A 21,605-nucleotide genomic window follows, 5' to 3' on the forward strand; every position below is an offset into this window, starting at 1 on the left:
TGCTTCCTCTCGGAGGGCGGGCCCGGAACGAGTGGGAGCGCTCCCACTACCCCGCACCCTCCATGCAAGCCATGTCACATGGACACGTCAAGAAGGCGGACGGCATTCACTTCCCGAACGCCGTCCGCCCCACCCTCGACCCGTCCCACCCTCGACCCGCCCCAGACTCGCCCCCGTCGCGCCAGCGGCTCATCGGCTGAGCCGCTGGAACCTCCGTACCGCGAGCGGCAGGAAGACCGCCGTCAGGACGAGTGGCCACACCCCCGCCATCAGCAGTGCGTGCTGCTCGACCCAGGAGTCGCCGCCGCCGACCGGCGTACCGAACAGCTCACGGGTGGCCGCGGCCGTGGACGAGATCGGGTTCCAGGCGGCTGTCCAGCCCAGCCAGTCGGGCATGAGCTGTGGGGCCACGAAGATGCTGGAGATCATCGTCAGCGGGAAGGCGACCGCGAACAGCCCGCCCGCCGCCTCCGGGTTGGGCACCAGGAGCCCGAGCCAGACCCCGAGCCAGATGAGCGCGAACCGCAGCCACAGCAGCAGGCCGAACGCCGCGAGGAAGCCCCAGCCGCCGTCCGGCCGCCAGCCCATGGCCAGTGCGGTGAGCACGAGGATCCCCAACTCGGCGCAGGCGACGACCAGATCGGTCACCCCGCGCCCGGCCACCACCGCGGACGGCGCCATCGGCATCGAGCGGAACCGGTCGATCACGCCTTTGGTGGCGTCGTGCACCACGATGGTCGCGGTGTTGATGAAGCCGAACGCCATCGTCATCACGAACATCCCGGGCATCAGGAAGTCCTTGTAGTCCCCGCCGCCGGGCACCGTCATCGCGCTGCCGAAGACATAGCCGTAGAGCAGCACCGACAGGATCGGGAAGCCCAACTGCCATGCGATGTTGACGGGTTGGCGCCGGTAGTGGGTCAGGCCTCGGCGGACGATGTTCCAGCAGTCGGCGAGCGCCCAGTACGCGCGACCGTGTTCGGCGGGCTCGGTGGCCGGATCAGCGAGGAAGTCGGTGCCCCGGTCGGTGCCCCGGCCGGTGGCCAGGTCGGCGGCGCTCATGCGGCGGCCTCCTTGCCGCCCGGAGCGGCATGATCGGTGGCGGGTGCGGTGGTGCGGTGCCCGGTCAGCCGCAGGAACACGTCGTCGAGGCTCGGCCTGCGCAGCCCGATGTCCTCGACCCGCACCCCCTCGTCCTGGAGTGTGCGCGCCACCTCGGTCAGCGCGGCCACCCGGTCGGTCACCGGGGCGTGTACGCGCAACTCGCTCTCGTCCGACTCCGGTTCGCCGTCGGCGACCCGGGCCACCACCTTCACCGCCCGTGCGACATCGGCCCGTTCGGCGACGACGACCTCGATCCGGTCGCCGCCGACGAGGTTCTTCAGCCCGTCCGGGGTGTCGTCCGCGATGGCCCGGCCCTGGTCGATGACGGTGATGTGCGAGGCCAGCTTGTCGGCCTCCTCCAGATACTGCGTGGTCAGCAGCACGGTCGTGCCGTCCGCGACCAACGCCCTGACCGAGTCCCAGACTTCGTTCCGGCTGCGGGGATCGAGCCCCGTCGTCGGCTCGTCCAGGAAGAGCACGGCCGGCGCGAGGATCATGGAGGCGGCGAGGTCCAGGCGCCGTCGCATGCCGCCGCTGTAGTCGCCGACGCCCTGGTCGGCGGCGTCGCTCAGGTCGAACCGCTCCAGCAGTTCGGTGGCTCGCGACCGGGCCCGCTTCCCGCCCAGGTGGAACAGCCGCCCGAACATCTCGAGGTTCTGCCGTCCGGTGAGCACCTCGTCCACCGCCGCGTACTGCCCCGTGAGCCCGATCCTCGCCCGCACCTCGCGCGCCTGCCGTCCGACGTCGAGATCGGCCACCGTGGCCCGTCCCCCGGCCGGCCGGACCAGTGTCGACAGGATGCGCACGGCGGTGGTCTTCCCTGCGCCGTTCGGTCCCAACAGGCCGTGCACGGTGCCCGTGCGGACGGCGAGATCGAAGCCGTCGAGGGCGCGCTTCTCGCCGTACCGCTTGTCCAGCCCCTCGGCCCTCACCGCGTAGTCGCCGTGGTCGCCGGATCCGCCATGGCCGCTGCCGGGCCCGTCGCCCTTGTCATGACCGTCGTTCATGGTCCCCCTTCCACGTAACTGAGTACACCGTACCCGATTACGCGTACGCCGTACTCAGTTTTTTCACGCGGATCTAGACTGACCCCATGACAAGCGGTGGGGAGACCAGCGACAGGGAGACGAGCGGGAGCGGTGACATCACCCGCACCCTCGACCTGCTGTGGGGCACGGGCCGGCGGCCGAGCCGCGGGCCGAAACCGAACCTGACGCTGGAGCGGGTCGTGGAGGCCGCCGTCGAGCTCGCGGACCGGGAAGGGCTCGGCGCGCTCTCCATGCGCCGGATCGCCGCGGAACTCGGCACCGGCACGATGTCCCTGTACCGCTACGTCCCGGGCAAGGCCGAGCTGCTCGATCTGATGCTGGACCGCGTCCAGCGCACTTCCGAGGACCCCGACGGCTTCGGTGACGGCCACTGGCGCACGACGCTGGAGATCCTGGGCCGCTCCACGCTCGCCCTGTACCGCCGCCACCCCTGGCTGCTGGAGGTCAACCAGTCCCGCCCGATCCTCGGCCCCAGCGCGCTCGACGGCCTGGAGAAGGTGATGTCCCGGATCAGGCCGATGGGCCTGTCCGACCCCGAACTGCTGTCGGCGATCACCACGATCGAGGGGTACGTCGCCGGCGCGGCCCGCACCCAGCTCTACCAGCAGGAGGCCGAGCGCACCTCCGGGCTGACGGACGCGGAGTTCTGGGAGGCCCAGCAGCCGGTCCTGGAGAAGGCCATACTCAGCGGGCGCTACCCCGTCCTGGCCTCCCTCTCCGAGGACACCTTCAGCCCCGACTTCGACCACTTCGAGTTCGGACTGCAACGCATCCTGGACGGCCTGGAACTGTTCGTGACCGCCCGCACCGCGAAAGCCTCCCCGTCGTCCGCCCCCCCAGCCGGGCCGGACCGTTCAACCGGGCCGAACCGCTCAGTTCCGCCGGAACAGCCGTCGTAGCCCGAGCAGGACGGCACCCACGACGATCGCGCCGATCACTCCGACCTTGAGCCCGTCGCCGCCGAGGCCGCCCTCGCCCCCGTCCTCCCCGGCGGCCGCGCCGCCGTCCGCGGACGACCCGCCCTTCCCGCCACCCTCGCCCCCGGGCACCTCCCGGGCCTCGACCGGGCTCTGCTCGCCCTCGCTCCCGTACATCAGCCGGGAGCCGTCGGCGGAGTAACTGACGGACTCGCCCTGCCCCGCGAGGGGCACGCTGAGCCGCCCCTTGCGCTCGATCTTTCCGTCCGTCGCGTCGTCCCACGCGTACTGGATGCCGCCGAAGTACGACCGTACGGCGAGCTGCCGGCCGTCGGGTGAGAAGGCGGCGTCGGTGGCCCACAGGTCGACGGGGGCGATCGGCCGGAAGACGTTGCCGCCCGAGGCGGAGAGTTCGGCGGGCCCCTCGTACAGGTGGCCGCCCTCCTCCTTCTTGTCGATGAGGTAGACGCGCCCGGTCTTCGGGTGCACGACGAGGGACTCGGCGTCGCGGGCCCCGTCGGAGTACGTCACGACGTACTGCGTGGCCCGCACGGTCTGGTCCCGCAGCTCCTTCGGCTCGGGCAGCTCGTAGATCCACACGTACGGCCAGGTGCCGCCGAGGTTGTCGCCGATGTCCCCGACGAAGATCCGGTCGTCCGGCCCGATGGAGATGGCCTCGACGTCCCGGGGGGTGCCGATTCCGGTGAGGGTGACCCGGGCGACGGTGTCGCCGGTCGCGCTGTCGACGGCGTAGAGGTAGGGGCCGTCGTCGCTGTCGTTGTGGGTCCAGTAGACGCCCGGGTGGAGCCGGGAGGCGGCGAGCCCGCTGGACTCGGTGATCCGCGGGTCCTGGATCGTGAAGGAGTCGTTCCCGGCACCCGCGTCGTCGCCGCCGGCGGCCGAGGCCGGCACGCCGAGCGCGCCCACGAGGAGAGCCGGAGCTGCGAACAGGACGGCCACGGCGAGCGGGGCGAAGGGTCGGCGCATGACCCAAGAGTGCCACTGCGCCGCGCAGTTCACGGCGGGTGGTCGGACTCACATCGCGGTGGCGGGGTGGATCGACGATGATGACCGGATGCTCAGGTTCATGCCCGTCGGCGACTCGATGACCATCGGGAGCGCGGGTGAACACACCTGGCGCTACCGGCTGTGGCAGCACCTGTGCGCGGAGTACGGCGGCCCCTTCACCCTCGTCGGCCCGCGCGAGACACTGCACGACCAGCAGACGGACTCTCCCACCTCGTACGCCTACGCCGACCCGGACTTCCCGCGCGGGCACCTGGCCGGCTGGGGCGAGGGCTGGCACCACATGGTGCCGCTGATCGGCGAGGCCGTCCGGACCCTGCGCGCCGACGTGCTCCTGATCTCCCTGGGCCTGATCGACCTCGGCTTCTACACGAACCCCGAGCAGACCGCGGACAACGTCCGCGTCTTCGTCGCGGAGGCACGCGCGGCCCGGCGGCGCGTGCGTCTGGTCCTGCTCCCGGTGATACCCAACATCCGCGCGGAGGTCGACCCGGGCTTCGCCGCCCAGGTCGCCCGCTTCAACGACCTCCTGGCGAAGACGGCCGTCGACCTGGACACCCCAGACTCCCCCGTCCTCCTGGCCGCGCTTCCGCCGACGTACGACATCCACACCGACACGTACGACGGCACCCACCCCAACGCGAACGGCGAACACAAGATCGCCGAAGCCTTCACGGAGGCGCTGTACCAGGGCTGGGAACTGGGCGGCCCCTACACCTCGGCGTAGGGGCTCGCTCCGAGGGGCCGGAAGGACCGGGAGATTCCCGGTGGTTCTGAGCTGCCCTGGGCGGTTCTAGGTGGATCGGGGCGGATCCGGATTGATCAGAGATGATCAGGGATGAATCCGGGTGACTCCGGGTGACTTCGGGTGACTCCGGAGGCCGTCTTCAGGGCGCCCTGCCCTGCGGCGTTCGGCCCTGGGACGTCCTGCCTGGAACGTCCTGCCCTGTGGTCGGTCCGCGGCTCAGGCGTCCTCGGCGATCCTGGTCGCGATGCCGTTGCTGATGGTGAGCTCGGCTCCGACGCCCTTCTTGGCCGCCTGCTCGAGTTCGGCCTCGGTGCACTCGGTGGCGCTCTGCCCCTCCGCGTCACCGCAGATGTCGCCGGCGCCCCAGATCTCGGTCTCCTCAGAGACGAAGAACGCCTGCTCGGTGCCCTTCATGTCGGAGACCGTGTACTTGCCCGGCGCCAGGTAGGAGGCGTTGCCGAACCAGGTTCCGTTGACGCCCTCGCCCTTTGCGATGCCTTCACCGGCGGCCTCCCCGGAGCCCGAGCCCGAGCCGGAGCCGGAGCCCGAGCCGGAGTCGCCCTCGGCGGCGCGCCGCTCGGTGACCTGGGTCGCGGCACCGTCCTTCATCTCCACGTCGGCGTTCACGGCGCCCTTCTTGGCCGCCGCCTCCAGCTGGTCCAGCGTGCACGGCGCGTCCACCTTGGCCCCCGCCTCGCCGCATATCGTGCCGGCGCCGTAGACCTCGGTGTCGTCGGCGACCAGGAACTGCTGGTCGTCCTTGCCCGGCACGGAGACGATGTACTTGCCCGGGGCGAGATACGTGACCTTCCCGTTGTTGAACGAGCCGCTGACACCCTGCGCGTCCCCGGAGGCCGACGTCTCCACGCCCTCGGCGGGCGTGTCCGTGACGTCCTCGTTCTGGCACGCCGTCATCAGCAGACCGGCGGTGATCGCGGCGGTGACGACGAGGGTCTTGCGCAGGTGGCGGTTCATCATGGGAGTTTCCTTCCGGGGAGGGAGCGGAACGCCGATAGCGTTTCCGCCGGTCTCCCGCTCTGCACTGATCATGACGCGCCCCATCGGCCCCGGGTAACCCTCGTCTTCCCTTGAGAGCGACGCTGCGACGCCCCCGCGACACAGCAACACCTCGCCTGGGGAAGGCAGTTCGTCGGCGCGCCGCCTTGTGCCGGTCGGACGGGGGCGGACTTCGGCGACCTCTTCGACCCGACCGGCACGGTGGCGGGCCCTACGGTCGCGACCGGCGGCTTTTCCCACGGCCGGTCCCGTTCCCGCTCGACTGGAGCGCACTCCAGGCCGTTGGCTGGGGAACCATGGAGTACACACAGCTCGGACGCACAGGACTGAAGGTCGGCCGGCTCGTCCTCGGGACGATGAACTTCGGTCCGCAGACCGACGAGGCCGACAGTCACGCCATCATGGACGCGGCGCCGGACGCCGGGATAAACCTCTTCGACACCGTCAACTGACAACTTTGACGCCAGGTTGCACAGCAGTGCATCGCTGACGCTCACCGTTCCTGCGGACCCCGAGTGGGAACGACGAAGCCGCCGCCTCCAACTCGCTTCGAAGGCAAGCAGAAGGCGACGGCCCCTCGCACAGATCTGCTATCTCACCATGCGAAGGCTTCGGGAGACGGTCCGGGGCCGGGGAAGATCTCGTCCAGAGACGTCAGCAGCTCTTCGCTCAGCTCCAGCTCCAGGGCGCGCAGCGCCGAGTCCAGCTGCTCCTGCGTGCGGGGGCCGACGATCGGGCCGGTGACGCCGGGGCGGGTCAGCAGCCAGGCGAGCGCCGCTTCACCGGGCTCCAGGCCGTGCTTGTCGAGGAGGTTCTCGTACGCCTGGATCTGCTCGCGTGTCTTGGTGTCCTTGAGCGCGTCGGCAGCGCGGCCGCTCGCCCGGCGCCCCTGTGTGGCCTCCTTCTTGAGGACGCCGCCGAGCAGTCCGCCGTGCAGCGGCGACCAGGCGATGACCCCGAGGCCGTAGTCCTGCGCGGCCGGGATGACCTCCATCTCGGCGCGGCGCTCGGCGAGGTTGTAGAGGCACTGCTCGCTGACCAGGCCCATGCGGCCGTGCCGGGCGGCGGTCTCGTTCGCCTGGGCGATCTTGTACCCGGGGAAGTTGGACGACCCCACGTAGAGGATCTTGCCCTGCTGGACCAGGACGTCGATCGCCTGCCAGATCTCCTCGAACGGCGTCGACCGGTCGATGTGATGGAACTGGTAGATGTCGATGTAGTCCGTCCGCAGCCGCTTGAGGGAGGCGTCGACGGCCCGGCGGATGTTCACCGCGGAGAGCTTGTCGTGGTTGGGCCAGACGTCTCCGTCGCCCGCCATGTTCCCGTACACCTTGGTGGCGAGGACCGTCCTGTCGCGCCGCCCGCCACCCTGGGCGAACCAAGTACCGATGATCTCCTCGGTGCGGCCCTTGTTCTCACCCCACCCATAGACGTTGGCCGTGTCTACGAAGTTCAGACCCGCGTCGAGAGCGGCGTCCATGATGCCGTGGCTGGTTGATTCGTCTGTCTGCGGACCGAAGTTCATCGTGCCGAGAACGAGTCGGCTGACCTTGAGTCCGGTGCGTCCGAGGTGCGTATACTTCATGGGCCACAAGCCAACTGCTTCGAGTCCGCTCCAGGCAAGGGCATCAGGTGCCGCCGTCAGGAGTCGTCCCCGAGGTGGCGGTACAGCGTAGCCCGGGAGACGCCCAGAGCCTTGGCGATGGCGCTGACGCTTTCTCCCTTCGCCTTCCTCTCGCGGGCCACGGTCAGCACGTCCTCGTTCACGACGGACGGCCGTCCGCCGGTACGCCTCTGTGCCTTGGCTGCGTCGAGTCCGGCGCGGGTGCGCTCCTTGATGAGGCTGCGTTCGAACTCCGCCACGGCTCCTACCACCTGAAGCTGAGCTTCCCCCGAGATGCGGTGAGGGTGACAGAGGGTCGGATGGGTCTCATGAGAGGAGCCCACACGATGCCCGCACCGAGGAAATACCCGCTGGAGTTGCGTGAGCGTGCGGTGCGGATGTACCGCACGGCCGAGCCGAAGCCCGTGATCCGCCGCCTGGCAGAGGAACTCGGCGTGCACCACGAGGCCCTGCGCGGCTGGCGGGACATGTGCCTCCCTTTCTTCGCGGGGGTGGACCGTGCACGGATGGCGCGGTCTCTCTTCACAGGTGGACGCCCAAGCCTTCGGGCCTGGACTCGGACTCGTGCGGTCGGGAGCGACGGCGGCGACCTGCCAAGCAACTTACGAACGCGCAGGAGGGCCCCGACCACAGGGCCCTCCTCGTCACATGCAGTTGTCGGTCAGCCTTCGCTGTGGACCGCCGCCATGTTGCGCAGACTCTGCTTGAAGTCCATCGGGATCAGAACCTGAACCCTCCCGACTGGGTGTTGCCACATCCCGTCATGGCCATCGGGAGCCATGAGCTGCGCGGCGGTCATCCCGGGAATCGGCTCGGCATGGATGACGGCCTTGACCCCTGCGGCGCGTAGCTCCCTGCCCTTTTCGTGCTGGGTCGACAACGTGCTCCACCGTTCCCGGTAGGTCTCTCCTGTCGGGATCTCCTCCCAGGTGTCCGGGCGCGTGGGCTGCGCGATGAGCTGTTCACGTCGCGCATCCAACCGCTTGTACGCCTTCCGGTACTCCTGCTTGCCCAGCTCACTGGAGTAGAGGCCCGCCTCGCGGTCCTCCCTCAGGTCCGACAGGGCGCGGTTCACTTCCTCGATGTCGCGCGTGTAGTCCACGCCCGGCCGGAAGACCTTCCGGACGATCTCGACGTCCCCGGCAGCGAGGAGGAACGCCTTTCCCACGGCGTCCTCCAGCGTGTGCGCCGCGATGCCCTTGCTTCCGGTCGGACACGGCTTGTGCGTGGTACGGGAGGCGCAGCGGTAGTAGGGCCAGTTACGGCCAGGGCCGAGATATGCCGGCTCCCCACATGTGCAGAACGCGACCCGGAGCAAGGGCGACCCACCCTTGCGGTTGCCGTTGCGCTTGCTGGTGTTCTCGTCCAGCTTCTTGTTGGCCAGCCCCCACTCCTCGTGCGTGATCAGAGGCTCCGCACGCTGGAGCGGCTGACCGTCCGCGTCCCGGACGACCCGGCGTCGTGTCGTCTTCTTCCCGTCGATCATCACCTCCTCGGATACTTCCATCTGCCCCAGGATGCAGCGGGAGCGCACGACCTTGGCCGTGTTCGCGGCGGTCCAGCGGCTTCCCTTCGGGGTTTTGCCGCTGCGGATCATCTGAGCGTCGAGTGACGTCGGGGTCTTCGACACGTCCTCGTTGAGCCACTGCGCGATGCTGTTCGCCGACTCGCCCGCGATGAGACGGCGGACGATCTCACGGAGCGTCCCAGTCGTGTCGGTCCCGTAGTCGTCAGGGACGAGCTTCCATCCGTCGCCGGTCTCCTGCTTCTCCTCGCGGTAACCGTACGGAGTGCGGCCGCCGCGCCAGCGCCCCTCCTTCACCAGGTGGTTGTACGAGGACTTGGCCCGCGCCTTGATGGCTTCGAGCTCCCCTTCCGCGAAGGACGCGATCAGGCTGAAGAGGAGCTTCCCCATCTGCGTGTTGAGGTTGATCCCGTCCTCGACGGTCGCGACCTCCTTGCCGTTCTTCTCGCACCACTCCAGGAGGGTGTGCACGTGGAGCACGCGCCGCGAGAGACGGTCGATCTTCAGCGCGCAGATGATGTCGTACGCGTCGGCGCGCGACTCCTCCACCGCGATCCGGTGCTCGATCGCGCTGACCTCCTTCCCGATAGTCGAGGGAAGCCACTTGCCGAACTCCGGACGCTTCCACGGCTCGACCCCGCCGGACACGTCGATGTCCTCGACCCACCCCACGACGACGTGCCCCTCCTGATCGGCCCATCGCTGGATGGACCGACGCTGACGCTCCGGCGATGTGGTCTCGTCCGACACCCTCGACAGACGAACCACGCCCAGAACTCTCGCCATGCCCGTTCACCCTCTCCCCGTCGGTAACCGGATGGTCACCTTATGCAGTCAGGGTCACAGCGTCGAAATTCATCATTGGACACCGCCAACGTGTACGGCTGGGACGAGAAAAAGGGCCGCACCGAGGAGATCATCGGCAACTGGTTCGCCAAGGGCGGCGAGCGGCGCGACAAGGTCGTGCTCGCCACCAAGGTGTACGGGAACATGGCCGCCGACGGTGAGGCGTGGCCCAACCACGACAAGCTGTCCGCCCTGAACATCCGGCGGGCCGTGGACGCCTCGCTGAAGCGGCTGCGGACCGACCACATCGACCTGTACCAGTTCCACCACATCGACCGCGATACCTCGTTCGACGAGATCTTCCCGGCCCGGGACCGTCCCCGGAGGCCTTCGCCTGGTAGGGCTGGTAGGGCACGGTCGGCTCCGGCGCCGGGTGCGACAGGCGTCGGAGCAGGCCGGCAGTGATGTCGCGGTTAACCGAGCGCCGACGCCACTGCCACCACGACGAACATCAGTACGAGCGCACCGGCCATGATCCGGTTCCGGGTTTTCGGGTCCACGCCATCGAGCCTAACCGGCCGCCCCGAGCGGACAGCGCGCGACCACCTCGTAACGGGGCTGTTCGCCCGGCACACCCGACCTCGGCAGGTTGCTGCGCACCAGCGCGAACTCGCCCACGGTCCAGGCGCGGCTGCGGAACCCGGCCAGCGCCCGCAGGTACGGCTGCGTGTCGATGGCGGTGCCGCTGCGGGCCAGCGTCAGGTGGGCCTTGTAGCGGCGGTGCTCCCCCGTCCCGACGCCCGCCTTGCGCCCCGCCGCCTCGGCGCGCTCGGCGAGCAGGCTCAGGGTACGCAGGTCGCCGTCCGCTCCGGCCCACAACGTCCTCCCGTGCCCGAACTGGCCGCCACCGTCCAGGGCCAGCCCGAACGGCTCGGTCCGGGCCGCGGCCCGCTCCAGGCGCGCCGTCAGCTCGGGTACGAGATCGTCGTCGACCTCGCCGTAGAAGGCGACGGTGAAGTGCCGGCCGGGAGGTCCCGTCCAGCGCAGGCCGTCCGCACCGGGAAGCCGCCGCAACGCCTCGACCTCGACGGCAAGCTCACGGGACACGTCCTCGGGGGGCAGTACGGCGGCGAAGAGTCTCATGCGTCCAGTCTCACCGGGGAACGCATGTACGTCCGCGCGTGTCCTGGTCACCGTGCGTATCGTTGTACCGCGCGGCTGCACTCGTCCGGGGCGCAGTCGGGGAGGAGCGCCACGATGACCGTCCTTGCAGACAGGATCGAGATGGCCGAGAGCACTGGCGAACTCACGCTCGACATGATGTTCGAGTGGCTGGAGAAGATGCCCGTCCCCGAGGGATACAAGACCGAGATCGTCGGGGGGCACATCTTCATGACGCCGCAGCGCCGCACCCACTGGGACATCACCCTGAATATCGTCGAACAGTTGCGCGTCAAGTATCCGCGCACGCGCTTGATGTCCGACGTCCGCATGGACTATCCAGGACATCTCAATGGGTTCGCGTCCGACGTGGTGGCTCTTGCGGAGGGAGCCGAGGAAGACGCCAACGGACGCCGGCGCCACGAGGACGTCGAGTTCATCGCCGAGGTGATCTCCAGGAAAACCGCCGGCAACGACTACGGCCCGAAGAAGGACGCCTACGCCACCGCCGGCGTACCGGTGTACCTGATCGTGGACCCGTACACCGGCGAGTGGCACCTGCACACCCTGCCGAAGGACGGTACGTACCACGGTGACGTCACCTTCGGCTTCGGCGAGGAGATCGACCTGACCCGGACGGTCGTCGGCCTCGTCCTCAAGACCGACGAGTTCCCCCGCGACTGACCGCGGGGGTGCGCGCCCCGGCAGCTTGCCCGGTCAGGCCACCGACGTCAGCGTCTTCTGCCCTTCCCGGGGCACGAACCGCATCCGCGGATGCCCGCCGTCCCAGCCGACCGTCAGGCGCAGGTTGCCGACGCGGGCCAGGATCAGGCCGATCACGGCGGCGGCGAGGGCCGCGACGGCGCCGCCCGTCGCCAGGCCCACCCGGGCACCGTAGGTGTCGGTGATCCAGCCGACGATCGGGGCGCCGACGGGCGCGCCGCCGAGGAAGACCATCATGTACAGGGCCATGACGCGACCGCGCACGGCCGGGTCGGTGGCCATCTGGATGCTGGTGTTGGTGGTGACGTTGACCGTCATGGCGAACAGGCCGATCGGGATCATGAGCAGGGCGAACAGCCACAGGGTGGGTGCCCCGGCCGCCACGATCTCCAGTCCGCCGAAGGCCACCGCCGCCAGGATCAGCAGCCGCAGACGGGCCGTGCCGCGCCGGGCGGCGAGCAGGGCGCCGGCCAGGGAGCCGACCGCCATCAGCGTGTTGAACAGGCTGTAGACGCCCGCGCCCCCGTGGAAGACGTCGCCGGCGAAGGCCGAGAGGTAGACGGGGAAGTTGAAGGCGAAGGTGCCGATGAACCCCACCAGGACGATGGGCCAGACCAGCTCGGGCCGGCCCGCGACATAGCGCAGCCCCTCCCGCAGCTGCCCCTTGCCGCGCGGGGACGGCGTGACGGCGTGCAGTTCGCGGGCCCGCATCATCAGCAGGCCGGCCAGCGGCGCGATGAAGGACAGGCCGTTGAGGAGGAACGCCCAGCCCGTGCCGACGCCGGTGATCAGCAGGCCCGCGACGGCGGGGCCGACCAGGCGGGCGGACTGGAAGTTCGCGGAGTTCAGGCTGACCGCGTTCTGCAGCTGGCCGGGGCCGACGAGTTCCGCGACGAAGGACTGGCGGGCGGGGTTGTCGACCACCGTGGCCAGACCGGTGACGAAGGCGGCGACGTAGACGTGCCAGACGTCGACCTGTCCGGTGAGGGTGAGGACGGCGAGCGTCAGCGAGGTGAGGGCCATCGCCGACTGGGTGACGAGCAGCGTGGGGCGCTTGCGCAGGCGGTCGACGAGGACGCCGCCGTACAGGCCGAACAGCAGCATCGGCAGGAACTGCAGGGCCGTGGTGATACCGACGGCGGCCGAGGAGGCGGTGAGGGTGAGCACCAGCCAGTCCTGGGCGATGCGCTGCATCCAGGTGCCGATGTTGGAGACGACCTGGCCGATGAAGAACAGGCGGTAGTTCCTGACCCTCAGCGAGGAGAACATCCCGGACTTGCGGGTGCTTCGGTCCGGCGCTTCGGCGTCGGTCGGGGTGTCGTGGGTGTCAGGTGCGGGGGCGGAGTCTGCTCCGGGTCCCGTACTCAAGGTTCGCCTCCTAGCGACAGCTGCTGGGTTTCCTAGATGTGCGCGAGCTTCTCCAGGACGGGGGCGGCGGCACGGAGCTTCGCCCACTCGTCCTCGTCGAGCCCCTCGGTCAGGATGGCGAGGAAGGCGTTCCGCTTGCGGCGGCTCTCTTCGAGCATCGCCTCCGCCTGTTCGGTCTGCGTGACGACCTTCTGGCGCCGGTCGTCCGGGTGCGGCTCCAGCCGGACCAGCTCCTTGGCCTCCAGCAGCGCCACGATGCGGGTCATCGAGGGCGGCTGGACATGCTCCTTGCGGGCGAGCTCGCCCGGGGTGGCTTGGCCGCAACGGGCCAGGGTGCCCAGCACCGACATCTCGGTGGGGCTGAGCGACTCGTCGACGCGCTGATGCTTGAGCCGACGGGACAGGCGCATCACGGCGGATCGAAGGGCGTTCACGGCGGCTTCGTCGCCCTGGCTGAGGTCCGGCATGTTATTTAGCGTAACTCATTACTCTCGCTAAAGGACCACTCGGAGCGAGCTCACGTCCCACCGGTGACCATGGCGTCGGCCACTCATGCGCGGAATCGCTCGGTCAAATCGCTCACTCGAGTCACTCATATGGGTGATCCCGGCGTGGATGCGGGCACGCCGAGCCGGGATGTGCGGCAACGCTCATGTCCATGGGGACCGACGTACTCAGCCTGCGCATGAACCACGAGCTGCTCGAACGGCTCCGGGAGCATGCCGCCAAACGCGGAATGAGCGTCCAGGACTATGTCGTCCAGACGCTCATTCGCGATGACTTCGACCAGCGGTTCCAGACCGCCGTCGAGGAGACGGAGAAGTTCTACGACGTCACCTGAGCCGCAGCGCTGAGCCGCAGCGCTTCTCCCGCCGGGTCGGGTCCGATCAGGTCAGGCCCAGCGCCGGCATCAGGTAGTAGAAGGCGAAGACCGCCGACACCACGTACAGCGGCACCGGCACCTCCTTGCCGCGCCCGGCCGCCAGGCGCAGCACCACGAAGGTGATGAAGCCCATGCCGATGCCGTTGGTGATCGAGTAGGTGAACGGCATCATCACCATGGTCACGAAGGCCGGGATGGCGATGGTGTGGTCCGCCCAGTCGATCTCCTTGATCGAGCCCGCCAGGATCAGGAAACCGACCGCGAGCAGCGCCGGGGTCGCCGCCTGCGACGGGACCATGGTGGCGATGGGCGTGAGGAACAGCGCGACGGCGAAGAGCGCGCCGGTGACGACGTTGGCGAAGCCGGTGCGCGCGCCCTCGCCGACACCGGCGGTGGACTCCACGAAGGCGGTGGTGGCGGAGGCGGAGCTGGCACCGCCCGCGGCGACCGCGACACCGTCGATGAACAGGACCTTGTTGATGCCGGGCATCTGGCCCTCGCTGTCGGTCAGCTTGGCCTCGTCGGAGACGCCCATGATCGTGCCCATCGCGTCGAAGAAGCACGACAGCAGCACGGTGAAGACGAACAGGATGCCGGTCAGTATGCCGACCTTCTCAAAGCCGCCGAACAGGCTGACCTCGCCGATCAGGCCGAAGTCGGGGGTGGAGACCGGGTTGCCGGGCCAGGTCGGGTTCGTCAGGCCCCAGGAGGGGATGTCGGCCACAGCGTTGATGATCATGGCGAGGACGGTCATCGCGATGATCGAGATGAGGATCGCGCCGGGCACCTTGCGCATGATCAGCGCCAGCGTGAGCAGCGCGCCGAGGATGAAGACGAGAACCGGCCAGCCGGTGAGGTGACCGCCGCTGCCGAGCTGCAGCGGCACCGTGGTGTTCGCGGCGTCCGGGATGCGGGAGATGAACCCGGAGTCGACGAGGCCGATCAGCATGATGAACAGGCCGATACCGATGGCGATGGCCTTGCGCAGGCCGTACGGGACGGCGTTCATCACGCGCTCACGCAGACCGGTGGCGACCAGCAGCATGACGACGAAGCCGGCCAGCACCACCATGCCCATGGCGTCCGGCCAGGACATGCGCGGGGCGAGCTGGAGCGCGACGACCGAGTTCACGCCGAGGCCGGCGGCCAGCGCGATCGGCACATTGCCGATGACGCCCATGAGCAGCGTGGTGAACGCCGCCGTCAGGGCGGTCGCGGTGACCAGCTGACCGTTGTCGAGCTGGTTGCCGTACAGGTCCTTCGCGCTGCCCAGGATGATCGGGTTCAGCACGATGATGTAGGCCATCGCGAAGAAGGTGGCGAATCCGCCACGGATCTCGCGGGGCAGGGAACTGCCCCGCTCGGAGATCTTGAAGTAGCGGTCCAGTGCTCCGGAGTCGGGTGCGGGCCCCGGCTGATCGGGCATCGGAGCCTTGGCGGGGGCCGACGTGGACATGGGAAACCTCATCACCGGCGGGCTCTATCCAAAACCCTTTGGTGTTTTCTACGAACAGAAGCGGCCAGAGACAAACGGATTCAGTATGAACATATAACGCCGCCCACGCTATCTCCGCGCGTAGACGAGCGCGGGCGGTGCAGCGCGGACGCGGCGGACGTCACACTCTCCGTTCCTCGTAAGCTGTCCACATGGCCGCTTTCTTCTCGGGTCTCTCCGACATCGTCAAGGGGACCCCCAAGCACGAGGCGCCGGAGCCCCTTGAGGGCCCCGTGGTCGCCACCATCGTCGGCGGCACGATCATCTGGTTCGCCCTCTTCCTGGTGCAGCTGCCGTTCTACGGCTGGTTCGACGACCGCGGCCACACCTGGTGGCTGTGGACCTGTCTGGCCGGCGGCGGGCTCGGCTTCATCGGCATCTGGTACGTCCGCCGGCGCGACGCGGCGCTCAAGCGCGCGCAGGCCGCGCAGGCGGCGCAGGCGGCGCAGACCTTGGAGACCGTGGACGCCGCGGAAGCGGCCTCCGGGATCCCGGAGGCAGAAACCCTCCGCGGCTCCTCCCCCGCCTCCCCCGCCCCCTCGGCCGACTGACGGCTCGGGCGGTCGGGCAGTCGGCAGGCCGCCCGCGACTCCCGTACCACCACGGGCCCACAACCACCCCTCCCCAGGTCGGATCTTCGGCGCATCGGCCGGTGAAGCCCTTCCGGCCCACGTACCGTCATCTGCATGACCCCTCTCGACGCGGACACGCGGGCCGACGCCGCGCGTCCTGCCTCCCTGACATCACCGGTGACCGGCCTGACCTCCGCCCAGGTGGCGGAGCGGGTGGCCCTCGGGCAGGTCAACGACGTGCCGGTGCGCAGCAGCCGGTCGTTGACCGAGATCGTCCGCGCGAACGTCTTCACCCGGTTCAACGCGATCATCGGCATCCTCTGGGTGATCATGCTGGGCGTCGCGCCCATCCAGGACAGCCTGTTCGGCTTCGTGATCCTCGCCAACACCGGGATCGGCATCATCCAGGAGTGGCGGGCGAAGAAGACCCTGGACTCCCTGGCCGTGATCGGCGAGGCACGGCCGACGGTGCGCCGGGACGGGGTGAGCGCCGGGATCGGCACCTCGCAGATCGTGCTGGACGACCTGATCGAGATCGGGCCGGGTGACAAGGTCGTCGTCGACGGGGTGTGCGCGGAGGCCGACTCGCTGGAGATCGACGAGTCGCTGCTCACCGGCGAGGCCGACCCCGTGGTCAAGCAGCCGGGGGACCAGGTCATGTCCGGAAGCTTCGTGGTCGCGGGCGGCGGCGCCTTCCAGGCGACCAGGGTGGGGCGCGAGGCGTACGCGGCGCAGCTCGCCGAGGAGGCGTCCCGGTTCACGCTGGTCCACTCCGAGCTGCGCTCGGGCATCTCCACGATCCTCAAGTACGTGACGTGGATGATGATCCCGACCGCGACCGGGCTGATCATCAGCCAGCTGTTCGTCAAGAACAACGAGCTGAGGAACTCCATCGCCCGCACCGTCGGCGGGATCGTTCCGATGGTGCCCGAAGGGCTGGTGCTGCTCACCTCGGTGGCCTTCGCGATCGGGGTCATCCGGCTGGGCCGTAAGCAGTGCCTGGTGCAGGAGCTGCCCGCCATCGAGGGGCTGGCCCGCGTCGACACGGTCTGCCTCGACAAGACCGGCACCCTCACCGAGGGCGGCATGGACGTCACCGAGCTGCACCTGCTCGACACCGGCACAGGCACTGACACCGGCACCGGCACCGGCACCGGCACCGGCGAGGCGTACGTCCGGAACGTGCTCGGTGCCCTCGGCGTCTCCGATCCGCGGCCGAACGCCTCGCTCCAGGCGATCGCCGAGGCCTACCCCGCCCCCGGTGACTGGCGGCGCGCCGACGCCCTGCCCTTCTCCTCCGCCCGCAAGTACAGCGGTGCCACCTTCGCCGAGAACGACGGGACCGACTCCCCCGCCTCCCCCTGGCTGCTCGGCGCGCCCGACGTCCTGCTCGACGCCGCCGACCCGGCCCTGGCCCGCACGGGGCGGCTGAACGAGCAGGGCCTGCGAGTGCTGCTCCTCGCCCGTACCGACCGGGCCCTGGACGATCCCGAGGTCGCCGTCGGTGTCCGCCCCGTCGCGCTGGTGGTGCTGGAGCAGCGGCTGCGGCCGGACGCGGCGGACACGCTGGCGTACTTCGCCGACCAGAACGTCGACGCCAAGGTCATCTCCGGCGACAACGCGGTGTCGGTCGGCGCGGTCGCCGGGAAGCTCGGGCTGACGGGGACCGTCGTCGACGCGCGCGGGCTGCCCTCCGAGCCGGAGGCGATGGCCGGGGCGCTCGACGAGGGCACCGTGTTCGGGCGGGTCACCCCGCAGCAGAAGCGGGACATGGTGGGCGCGCTCCAGTCCCGCGGGCACACGGTCGCGATGACCGGCGACGGGGTCAACGACGTCCTGGCCATGAAGGACGCCGACATCGGGGTGGCGATGGGCTCCGGTTCGGAGGCCACCCGGGCGGTCGCGCAGATCGTGCTGCTCAACAACAGTTTCGCCGCGCTGCCGTCGGTGGTGGCCGAGGGGCGGCGGGTGATCGGCAACATCACCCGGGTCGCGACGCTGTTCCTGGTGAAGACCGTCTACTCGGTGCTGCTCGCGGTGCTGGTGGTGTGCTCGCAGGTGGAGTACCCGTTCCTGCCGCGCCATCTGACGCTGCTGTCCACGCTCACCATCGGCGTCCCGGCGTTCTTCCTGGCCCTCGCCCCGAACAAGGAGCGGGCGCGGCCGAACTTCGTACGGCGGGTCATGCGGTACGCGATCCCGGGCGGCGTGCTGGCCGCGCTGGCGACCTTCGCCACGTACCTGCTCGCCCGCCACCACTACAGCGGTGAGGGCGCGCTGGACGCGGAGACGAGTGCGGCGACGCTGACGCTGTTCCTGATCTCGATGTGGGTGCTGGCGATCATCGCCCGCCCGTACACGTGGTGGCGGATCGCTCTGGTGGCGACGATGGGCGCCGGCTTCCTGCTGGTGCTGGTCGTGCCGTGGCTCCAGGAGTTCTTCGCGCTGAAGCTGGTCGGGCTGACGATGCCGTGGGTCGCGGTCGGCATCGCGGTGGCGGCGGCGGCCGTCCTGGAGCTTCTGTGGAGGTGGGTCGACCGCCGGTTCCCCGCTTAGCGCTCGGCCCGGCGGGCGGCCACCGGCCCCACGCCGACGCGGCCCCACGCCTGGAGAGGCGTGGGGCCGCGTGACCGGTTGCCCGGGGTGGCTTACTTCACGTCGATGAAGTCACCGGTGGCGTTGACGGCCGGGGTGGTCGTGGTGCCCGCGAAGGAGTACCGGTAGTAGCCGTCGACGGAGGCCGTGACCGTGGTCTTCAGGTTGCCCGTCGAGTTGGTCTTGATGGTCTTGACGGTGGTGTAGGTGCTGGAGCTCTTCTTGCGGAACTGCAGCTTCACCGACTGGCTGGTGTAGCCGGCGTACTTGCCGGTCTCCCAGTTGGCCCGCGACAGCTTGCCGGTGACGGTGATCGTCTTGCCCTTCTTCACGGGCTCCGGCGCGGCGTTGACGGTCAGCTTCGAGGCGCGCTGCACGGAGAAGCTCTTGGCGTTTTCCTTCTCCATGTAGTCGTCGTCCTTGGCCGCGGCGACGATCCACACCTTCCAGGTGCCGGCGACCGAGTTGATGAGGTTGTCCCGCTGCTTCAGGGTGAAGGTGGCCTTGCAGGTCGACTTGGTGGCGTCGACCTTGGTGCACTTGGCACGGCCGTCGCTGCTGTCGGCGAGGGCACCGGTCTCGGACTTCTCGATGGACGCGCCGCGGTACAGGATGGGATGGGCCCAGGCGATGCCCGAGTTGTCGGTGGCGGTGAAGGTGAGGGTGACCTTCTTGGCGGTCGTGGCGTTGACGACGACGGCCTTGCCGCCGTTGACCACCACGTTGGAGATCTTCGTGTCCCCGGCGGAGTCGTCGGCCTGCGCGGCCGGGACGGCAAGGGCGGACAGGGCCAGTGCGCCGGAGATTACAGCGACGGTGGCGCGAATACGCATGCGTTCTCCACGTGGAGAAAGGGGCCCTGGTGGTCGACGTTATGGGTACGTCACCCAACGGCTCGTCGTCACACCCGGGACCTGAGTGACCATGGAGTCTGTTGACTCACGTGATCAGATACGGGGCTCCACCGAATGGTTGTACGAGAATGGGAAAACATGTGTAGAAATTTTCAAGATCAGCGACCTGACCGAAGCACCACCCTCCTCTTCCCTCACCGGCCCGCCACGGCCAGGGGCCGGACCGGGGCGGTGAGCCCCTGATGATGTGGCGTACGAAGAAGTCCGGGGACTCTCAGTCCCAGTCGCGGAGAAGCGAACTGGGAGCCCAGCTGTCCACCCCGGTCCGCACCTTCATGGCGACCGAGGCGGGCAGCGCGGGTCTGCTCCTGGTGGCGGTGGCGGTGGCCCTGATCTGGGCGAACTCGCCCTGGTCGGAGGCGTACACCTCCCTCTGGCACACCGACATGTCCCTCTCCCTCGGCAACGCCGAGCTGTCGATGGACCTGGGGCACTGGGTCAACGACGGACTGATGGCCCTGTTCTTCTTCGTCATCGGTCTTGAGGTCCGCTACGAGGTCTCCGTGGGCGAGCTGAACAGCCGCAGCCGGATCATGATCCCGGCCCTCGCCGGGATCGGCGGCATGGCCGTGCCCATCCTGCTGTACCTGCTGATCGCGCCCGGGGGCGAGGCCGCCACGGGCTGGGGCGTGGTCATCGGCACCGACACGGCGTTCATGCTGGGCGCGCTCGCCATCGTGGGCCCGCGCTTCGTCACGCAGCTGCGCGTCTTCCTGCTGGCCATCACCGTCATCGACGACATCGTGGCCGTCACCGTGATCGGCGTGGTCTACTCCGGCAGCATCAGCGTGCCGGCGCTGATCGTCGCGCTCGTCCTGGGCGTGATCCTGTCCGCGCTGACCCGCTTCGGCGTCTGGCAGGCGGCCCCGTACGTCCTGGTCGTCCTCGTGATGTGGCTCGCCACCCTCCAGGCCGGCCTGCACGCCTCCATCGCCGGTATGCTCGGCGGTCTCCTGATCCCCGCCACGAGCCCGTCGCGCGAAGGGGTGGAGCAGGCCGCGCGGCTCTTCCGCGCCTTCCGCCAGTCTCCCCTCGCGGGCGTCGGCAAGACGGCACGCAAGGGGCTCCAGAAGGCCGTCTCCGTCAACGAGCGGCTCCAGACGTTCCTCCACCCGTGGTCCAGCTACGTCATCGTCCCGGTGTTCGCGCTGGCCAACGCCGGTGTCGACCTGCGTAACGGCGTCCTGACCAACGCCCTGACGTCACGTGTCACCTGGGCCGTGGTCGTCGGTCTCGTCATCGGAAAGCTCCTCGGCATCTGGGGCGGCTCCTGGCTCGGCACCCGGACCGGCCTCGGGAAGCTCCCGACCGGGGTGGGGCACGGCCACGTCCTGGGCGGCGGCGTCCTGTCCGGGATCGGGTTCACCGTCTCCCTGCTGATCGTCGGGCTCGCCTTCGAGGACCCGCTCATCCGCGCCGAGGCCACCGTCGGTGTCCTGCTCGCGGCCGTGTTCTCCGTCGCCATCGGCTGGCTGGTGTTCCATCTGGCCGCCGTCCTGCGCGGCGAGACGGACGCGGACCTGCCCCGCTACCTGGACCGCCCGGTCGACCCGGAGACGGACCACATCCTCGGACCTCCGGACGCCCCCCTCACCCTGGTGGAGTACGGCGACTTCGAGTGTCCCTTCTGCGCCCGCGCCACCGGCGTCACGGCGGAACTGCGGCAACGTTTCGGCGACCGGTTCCGCTACGTCTTCCGGCATCTGCCGCTGCCCGACGTGCACCCGCACGCCGAACTCGCCGCGCGGGCGGCCGTCGCCGCCGACTACCAGGGCCGTTTCTGGGAGATGCACAACCTGCTCTACGAGCACCAGGACGAGCTCGAGTACGAGGACACCGCCGGTTACGCCGCCGACCTCGGACTCGACGTCGAGAGGTTCCTCCGCGACCTCGAGGACGAGAGGACGGCCGCCCGGGTCCGGGCGGACGCGGCCAGCGCCGAGGCCAGCGGTGCCCGCGGCGCGCCGACGTTCTTCGTCGGCAACCGCCGGCACACCGGCCCGTACGACGCGGCGACGCTCGCCCGCAAGCTCGAGGCGCTCGAGGAGGCGTCCGGCTCGCAGGCGCCCTCGGCGTAACCGAACCGTCCGCCTTCGAC

General features: G+C 69.4%; 20 protein-coding genes and 2 pseudogenes. 10 read left to right on the plus strand and 12 right to left on the minus strand.

Features of this window, described 5'->3' with window-relative positions:
• Nucleotides 1-189: 189 nt before the first annotated feature.
• Entirely contained in the window at nucleotides 190-1,062 is an 873-nt protein-coding gene (locus ACFPZI_RS08590) for an ABC transporter permease (RefSeq protein WP_381360383.1), read from the minus strand.
• Complete coding sequence (locus ACFPZI_RS08595; protein WP_381360386.1) at nucleotides 1,059-2,111, minus strand: ATP-binding cassette domain-containing protein; 1,053 nt, start codon at nucleotides 2,109-2,111, stop codon at nucleotides 1,059-1,061. Before ACFPZI_RS08595 ends, ACFPZI_RS08590 begins: the two co-directional genes overlap by 4 nt.
• Nucleotides 2,112-2,197: 86 nt before the next feature.
• On the opposite strand from ACFPZI_RS08595, the gene ACFPZI_RS08600 reads away from it, so the two are divergent.
• A complete protein-coding gene (locus tag ACFPZI_RS08600) occupies nucleotides 2,198-3,052 on the plus strand; it encodes a TetR/AcrR family transcriptional regulator (protein ID WP_381360389.1) in 855 nt (284 codons plus the stop codon).
• On the opposite strand, the gene ACFPZI_RS08605 is transcribed toward ACFPZI_RS08600, so the two are convergent.
• Entirely contained in the window at nucleotides 3,026-4,057 is a 1,032-nt protein-coding gene (locus ACFPZI_RS08605; protein WP_381360392.1) for a WD40 repeat domain-containing protein, read from the minus strand. The two genes, ACFPZI_RS08600 and ACFPZI_RS08605, sit on opposite strands and share 27 nt — an antisense overlap.
• A gap of 88 nt (nucleotides 4,058-4,145) precedes the next feature.
• Here ACFPZI_RS08605 and ACFPZI_RS08610 point away from each other — a divergent pair, with 88 nt between their 5' ends.
• Nucleotides 4,146-4,823 (plus strand): GDSL-type esterase/lipase family protein, encoded by a 678-nt coding sequence (locus ACFPZI_RS08610; RefSeq protein ID WP_381360630.1) that lies wholly within the window; start codon nucleotides 4,146-4,148, stop codon nucleotides 4,821-4,823.
• 237 nt (nucleotides 4,824-5,060) lie between these two features.
• On the opposite strand, the gene ACFPZI_RS08615 is transcribed toward ACFPZI_RS08610, so the two are convergent.
• Nucleotides 5,061-5,822 (minus strand): hypothetical protein, encoded by a 762-nt coding sequence (locus ACFPZI_RS08615; RefSeq protein ID WP_381360394.1) that lies wholly within the window; start codon nucleotides 5,820-5,822, stop codon nucleotides 5,061-5,063.
• Nucleotides 5,823-6,157: 335 nt separating this feature from the next.
• Here ACFPZI_RS08615 and ACFPZI_RS08620 point away from each other — a divergent pair.
• Nucleotides 6,158-6,310 (plus strand): annotated as a pseudogene (locus ACFPZI_RS08620) (aldo/keto reductase); the annotation flags it as partial.
• A gap of 146 nt (nucleotides 6,311-6,456) precedes the next feature.
• On the opposite strand, the gene ACFPZI_RS08625 reads toward ACFPZI_RS08620, so the two are convergent.
• Both ACFPZI_RS08625 and ACFPZI_RS08630 read right to left on the minus strand, forming a co-directional pair.
• Entirely contained in the window at nucleotides 6,457-7,446 is a 990-nt protein-coding gene (locus ACFPZI_RS08625; protein ID WP_381360397.1) for an aldo/keto reductase, read from the minus strand.
• Nucleotides 7,447-7,502: 56 nt separating this feature from the next.
• Nucleotides 7,503-7,928 (minus strand): helix-turn-helix domain-containing protein, encoded by a 426-nt coding sequence (locus ACFPZI_RS08630; RefSeq protein ID WP_381360400.1) that lies wholly within the window; start codon nucleotides 7,926-7,928, stop codon nucleotides 7,503-7,505.
• On the opposite strand from ACFPZI_RS08630, the gene ACFPZI_RS08635 reads away from it, so the two are divergent.
• Complete coding sequence (locus ACFPZI_RS08635; protein WP_465269178.1) at nucleotides 7,863-8,216, plus strand: hypothetical protein; 354 nt, start codon at nucleotides 7,863-7,865, stop codon at nucleotides 8,214-8,216. The two genes, ACFPZI_RS08630 and ACFPZI_RS08635, sit on opposite strands and share 66 nt — an antisense overlap.
• On the opposite strand, the gene ACFPZI_RS08640 is transcribed toward ACFPZI_RS08635, so the two are convergent.
• Nucleotides 8,147-9,796 carry a recombinase family protein gene (locus tag ACFPZI_RS08640; RefSeq protein WP_381360406.1) on the minus strand — a complete coding sequence of 550 codons (1,650 nt, stop codon included), beginning with the start codon at nucleotides 9,794-9,796 and terminating at the stop codon, nucleotides 8,147-8,149. The two genes, ACFPZI_RS08635 and ACFPZI_RS08640, sit on opposite strands and share 70 nt — an antisense overlap.
• A gap of 75 nt (nucleotides 9,797-9,871) precedes the next feature.
• Between ACFPZI_RS08640 and ACFPZI_RS08645 the strand changes: the two are divergent.
• A pseudogene (locus ACFPZI_RS08645) lies at nucleotides 9,872-10,171 on the plus strand (aldo/keto reductase); the annotation flags it as partial.
• Between the two features lie 195 nt (nucleotides 10,172-10,366).
• On the opposite strand, the gene thpR reads toward ACFPZI_RS08645, so the two are convergent.
• A complete protein-coding gene (thpR, locus tag ACFPZI_RS08650) occupies nucleotides 10,367-10,939 on the minus strand; it encodes an RNA 2',3'-cyclic phosphodiesterase (protein WP_381360409.1) in 573 nt (190 codons plus the stop codon).
• Between the two features lie 114 nt (nucleotides 10,940-11,053).
• Here thpR and ACFPZI_RS08655 point away from each other — a divergent pair, with 114 nt between their 5' ends.
• Nucleotides 11,054-11,641, plus strand: coding sequence for a Uma2 family endonuclease (locus tag ACFPZI_RS08655; protein ID WP_381360410.1), 588 nt, complete (start codon nucleotides 11,054-11,056; stop codon nucleotides 11,639-11,641).
• A gap of 33 nt (nucleotides 11,642-11,674) precedes the next feature.
• On the opposite strand, the gene ACFPZI_RS08660 is transcribed toward ACFPZI_RS08655, so the two are convergent.
• The gene (locus ACFPZI_RS08660; RefSeq protein ID WP_381360413.1) at nucleotides 11,675-13,048 is read right to left on the minus strand and encodes an MFS transporter; all 1,374 of its coding nucleotides are present in this window, start codon (nucleotides 13,046-13,048) and stop codon (nucleotides 11,675-11,677) included.
• A gap of 32 nt (nucleotides 13,049-13,080) precedes the next feature.
• Nucleotides 13,081-13,515 (minus strand): MarR family winged helix-turn-helix transcriptional regulator, encoded by a 435-nt coding sequence (locus tag ACFPZI_RS08665; protein WP_381360416.1) that lies wholly within the window; start codon nucleotides 13,513-13,515, stop codon nucleotides 13,081-13,083.
• A gap of 191 nt (nucleotides 13,516-13,706) precedes the next feature.
• On the opposite strand from ACFPZI_RS08665, the gene ACFPZI_RS08670 reads away from it, so the two are divergent.
• Nucleotides 13,707-13,889: a ribbon-helix-helix protein, CopG family gene (locus ACFPZI_RS08670; RefSeq protein WP_381360419.1), complete on the plus strand. Its 183-nt coding sequence runs from the start codon at nucleotides 13,707-13,709 to the stop codon at nucleotides 13,887-13,889.
• A 46-nt stretch (nucleotides 13,890-13,935) separates the two neighbouring features.
• On the opposite strand, the gene ACFPZI_RS08675 is transcribed toward ACFPZI_RS08670, so the two are convergent.
• Nucleotides 13,936-15,387: an NCS2 family permease gene (locus ACFPZI_RS08675; RefSeq protein WP_381360422.1), complete on the minus strand. Its 1,452-nt coding sequence runs from the start codon at nucleotides 15,385-15,387 to the stop codon at nucleotides 13,936-13,938.
• Nucleotides 15,388-15,608: 221 nt separating this feature from the next.
• Between ACFPZI_RS08675 and ACFPZI_RS08680 the strand changes: the two genes are divergently transcribed.
• A complete protein-coding gene (locus ACFPZI_RS08680; protein ID WP_381360633.1) occupies nucleotides 15,609-15,977 on the plus strand; it encodes a DUF2530 domain-containing protein in 369 nt (122 codons plus the stop codon).
• 135 nt (nucleotides 15,978-16,112) lie between these two features.
• Nucleotides 16,113-18,554: an HAD-IC family P-type ATPase gene (locus tag ACFPZI_RS08685; protein WP_381360425.1), complete on the plus strand. Its 2,442-nt coding sequence runs from the start codon at nucleotides 16,113-16,115 to the stop codon at nucleotides 18,552-18,554.
• Between the two features lie 92 nt (nucleotides 18,555-18,646).
• On the opposite strand, the gene ACFPZI_RS08690 is transcribed toward ACFPZI_RS08685, so the two are convergent.
• Nucleotides 18,647-19,426, minus strand: a complete 780-nt coding sequence (locus ACFPZI_RS08690) for a DUF5707 domain-containing protein (RefSeq protein ID WP_381360427.1) — start codon at nucleotides 19,424-19,426, stop codon at nucleotides 18,647-18,649.
• A gap of 266 nt (nucleotides 19,427-19,692) precedes the next feature.
• Between ACFPZI_RS08690 and nhaA the strand changes: the two genes are divergently transcribed.
• Nucleotides 19,693-21,585 carry a Na+/H+ antiporter NhaA gene (nhaA, locus tag ACFPZI_RS08695; protein WP_381360636.1) on the plus strand — a complete coding sequence of 631 codons (1,893 nt, stop codon included), beginning with the start codon at nucleotides 19,693-19,695 and terminating at the stop codon, nucleotides 21,583-21,585.
• Nucleotides 21,586-21,605 lie beyond the last annotated feature (20 nt).

Origin of the sequence: Streptomyces chlorus (assembly GCF_042655885.1) — a bacterium.
GTDB lineage: Bacteria > Actinomycetota > Actinomycetes > Streptomycetales > Streptomycetaceae > Streptomyces > Streptomyces chlorus.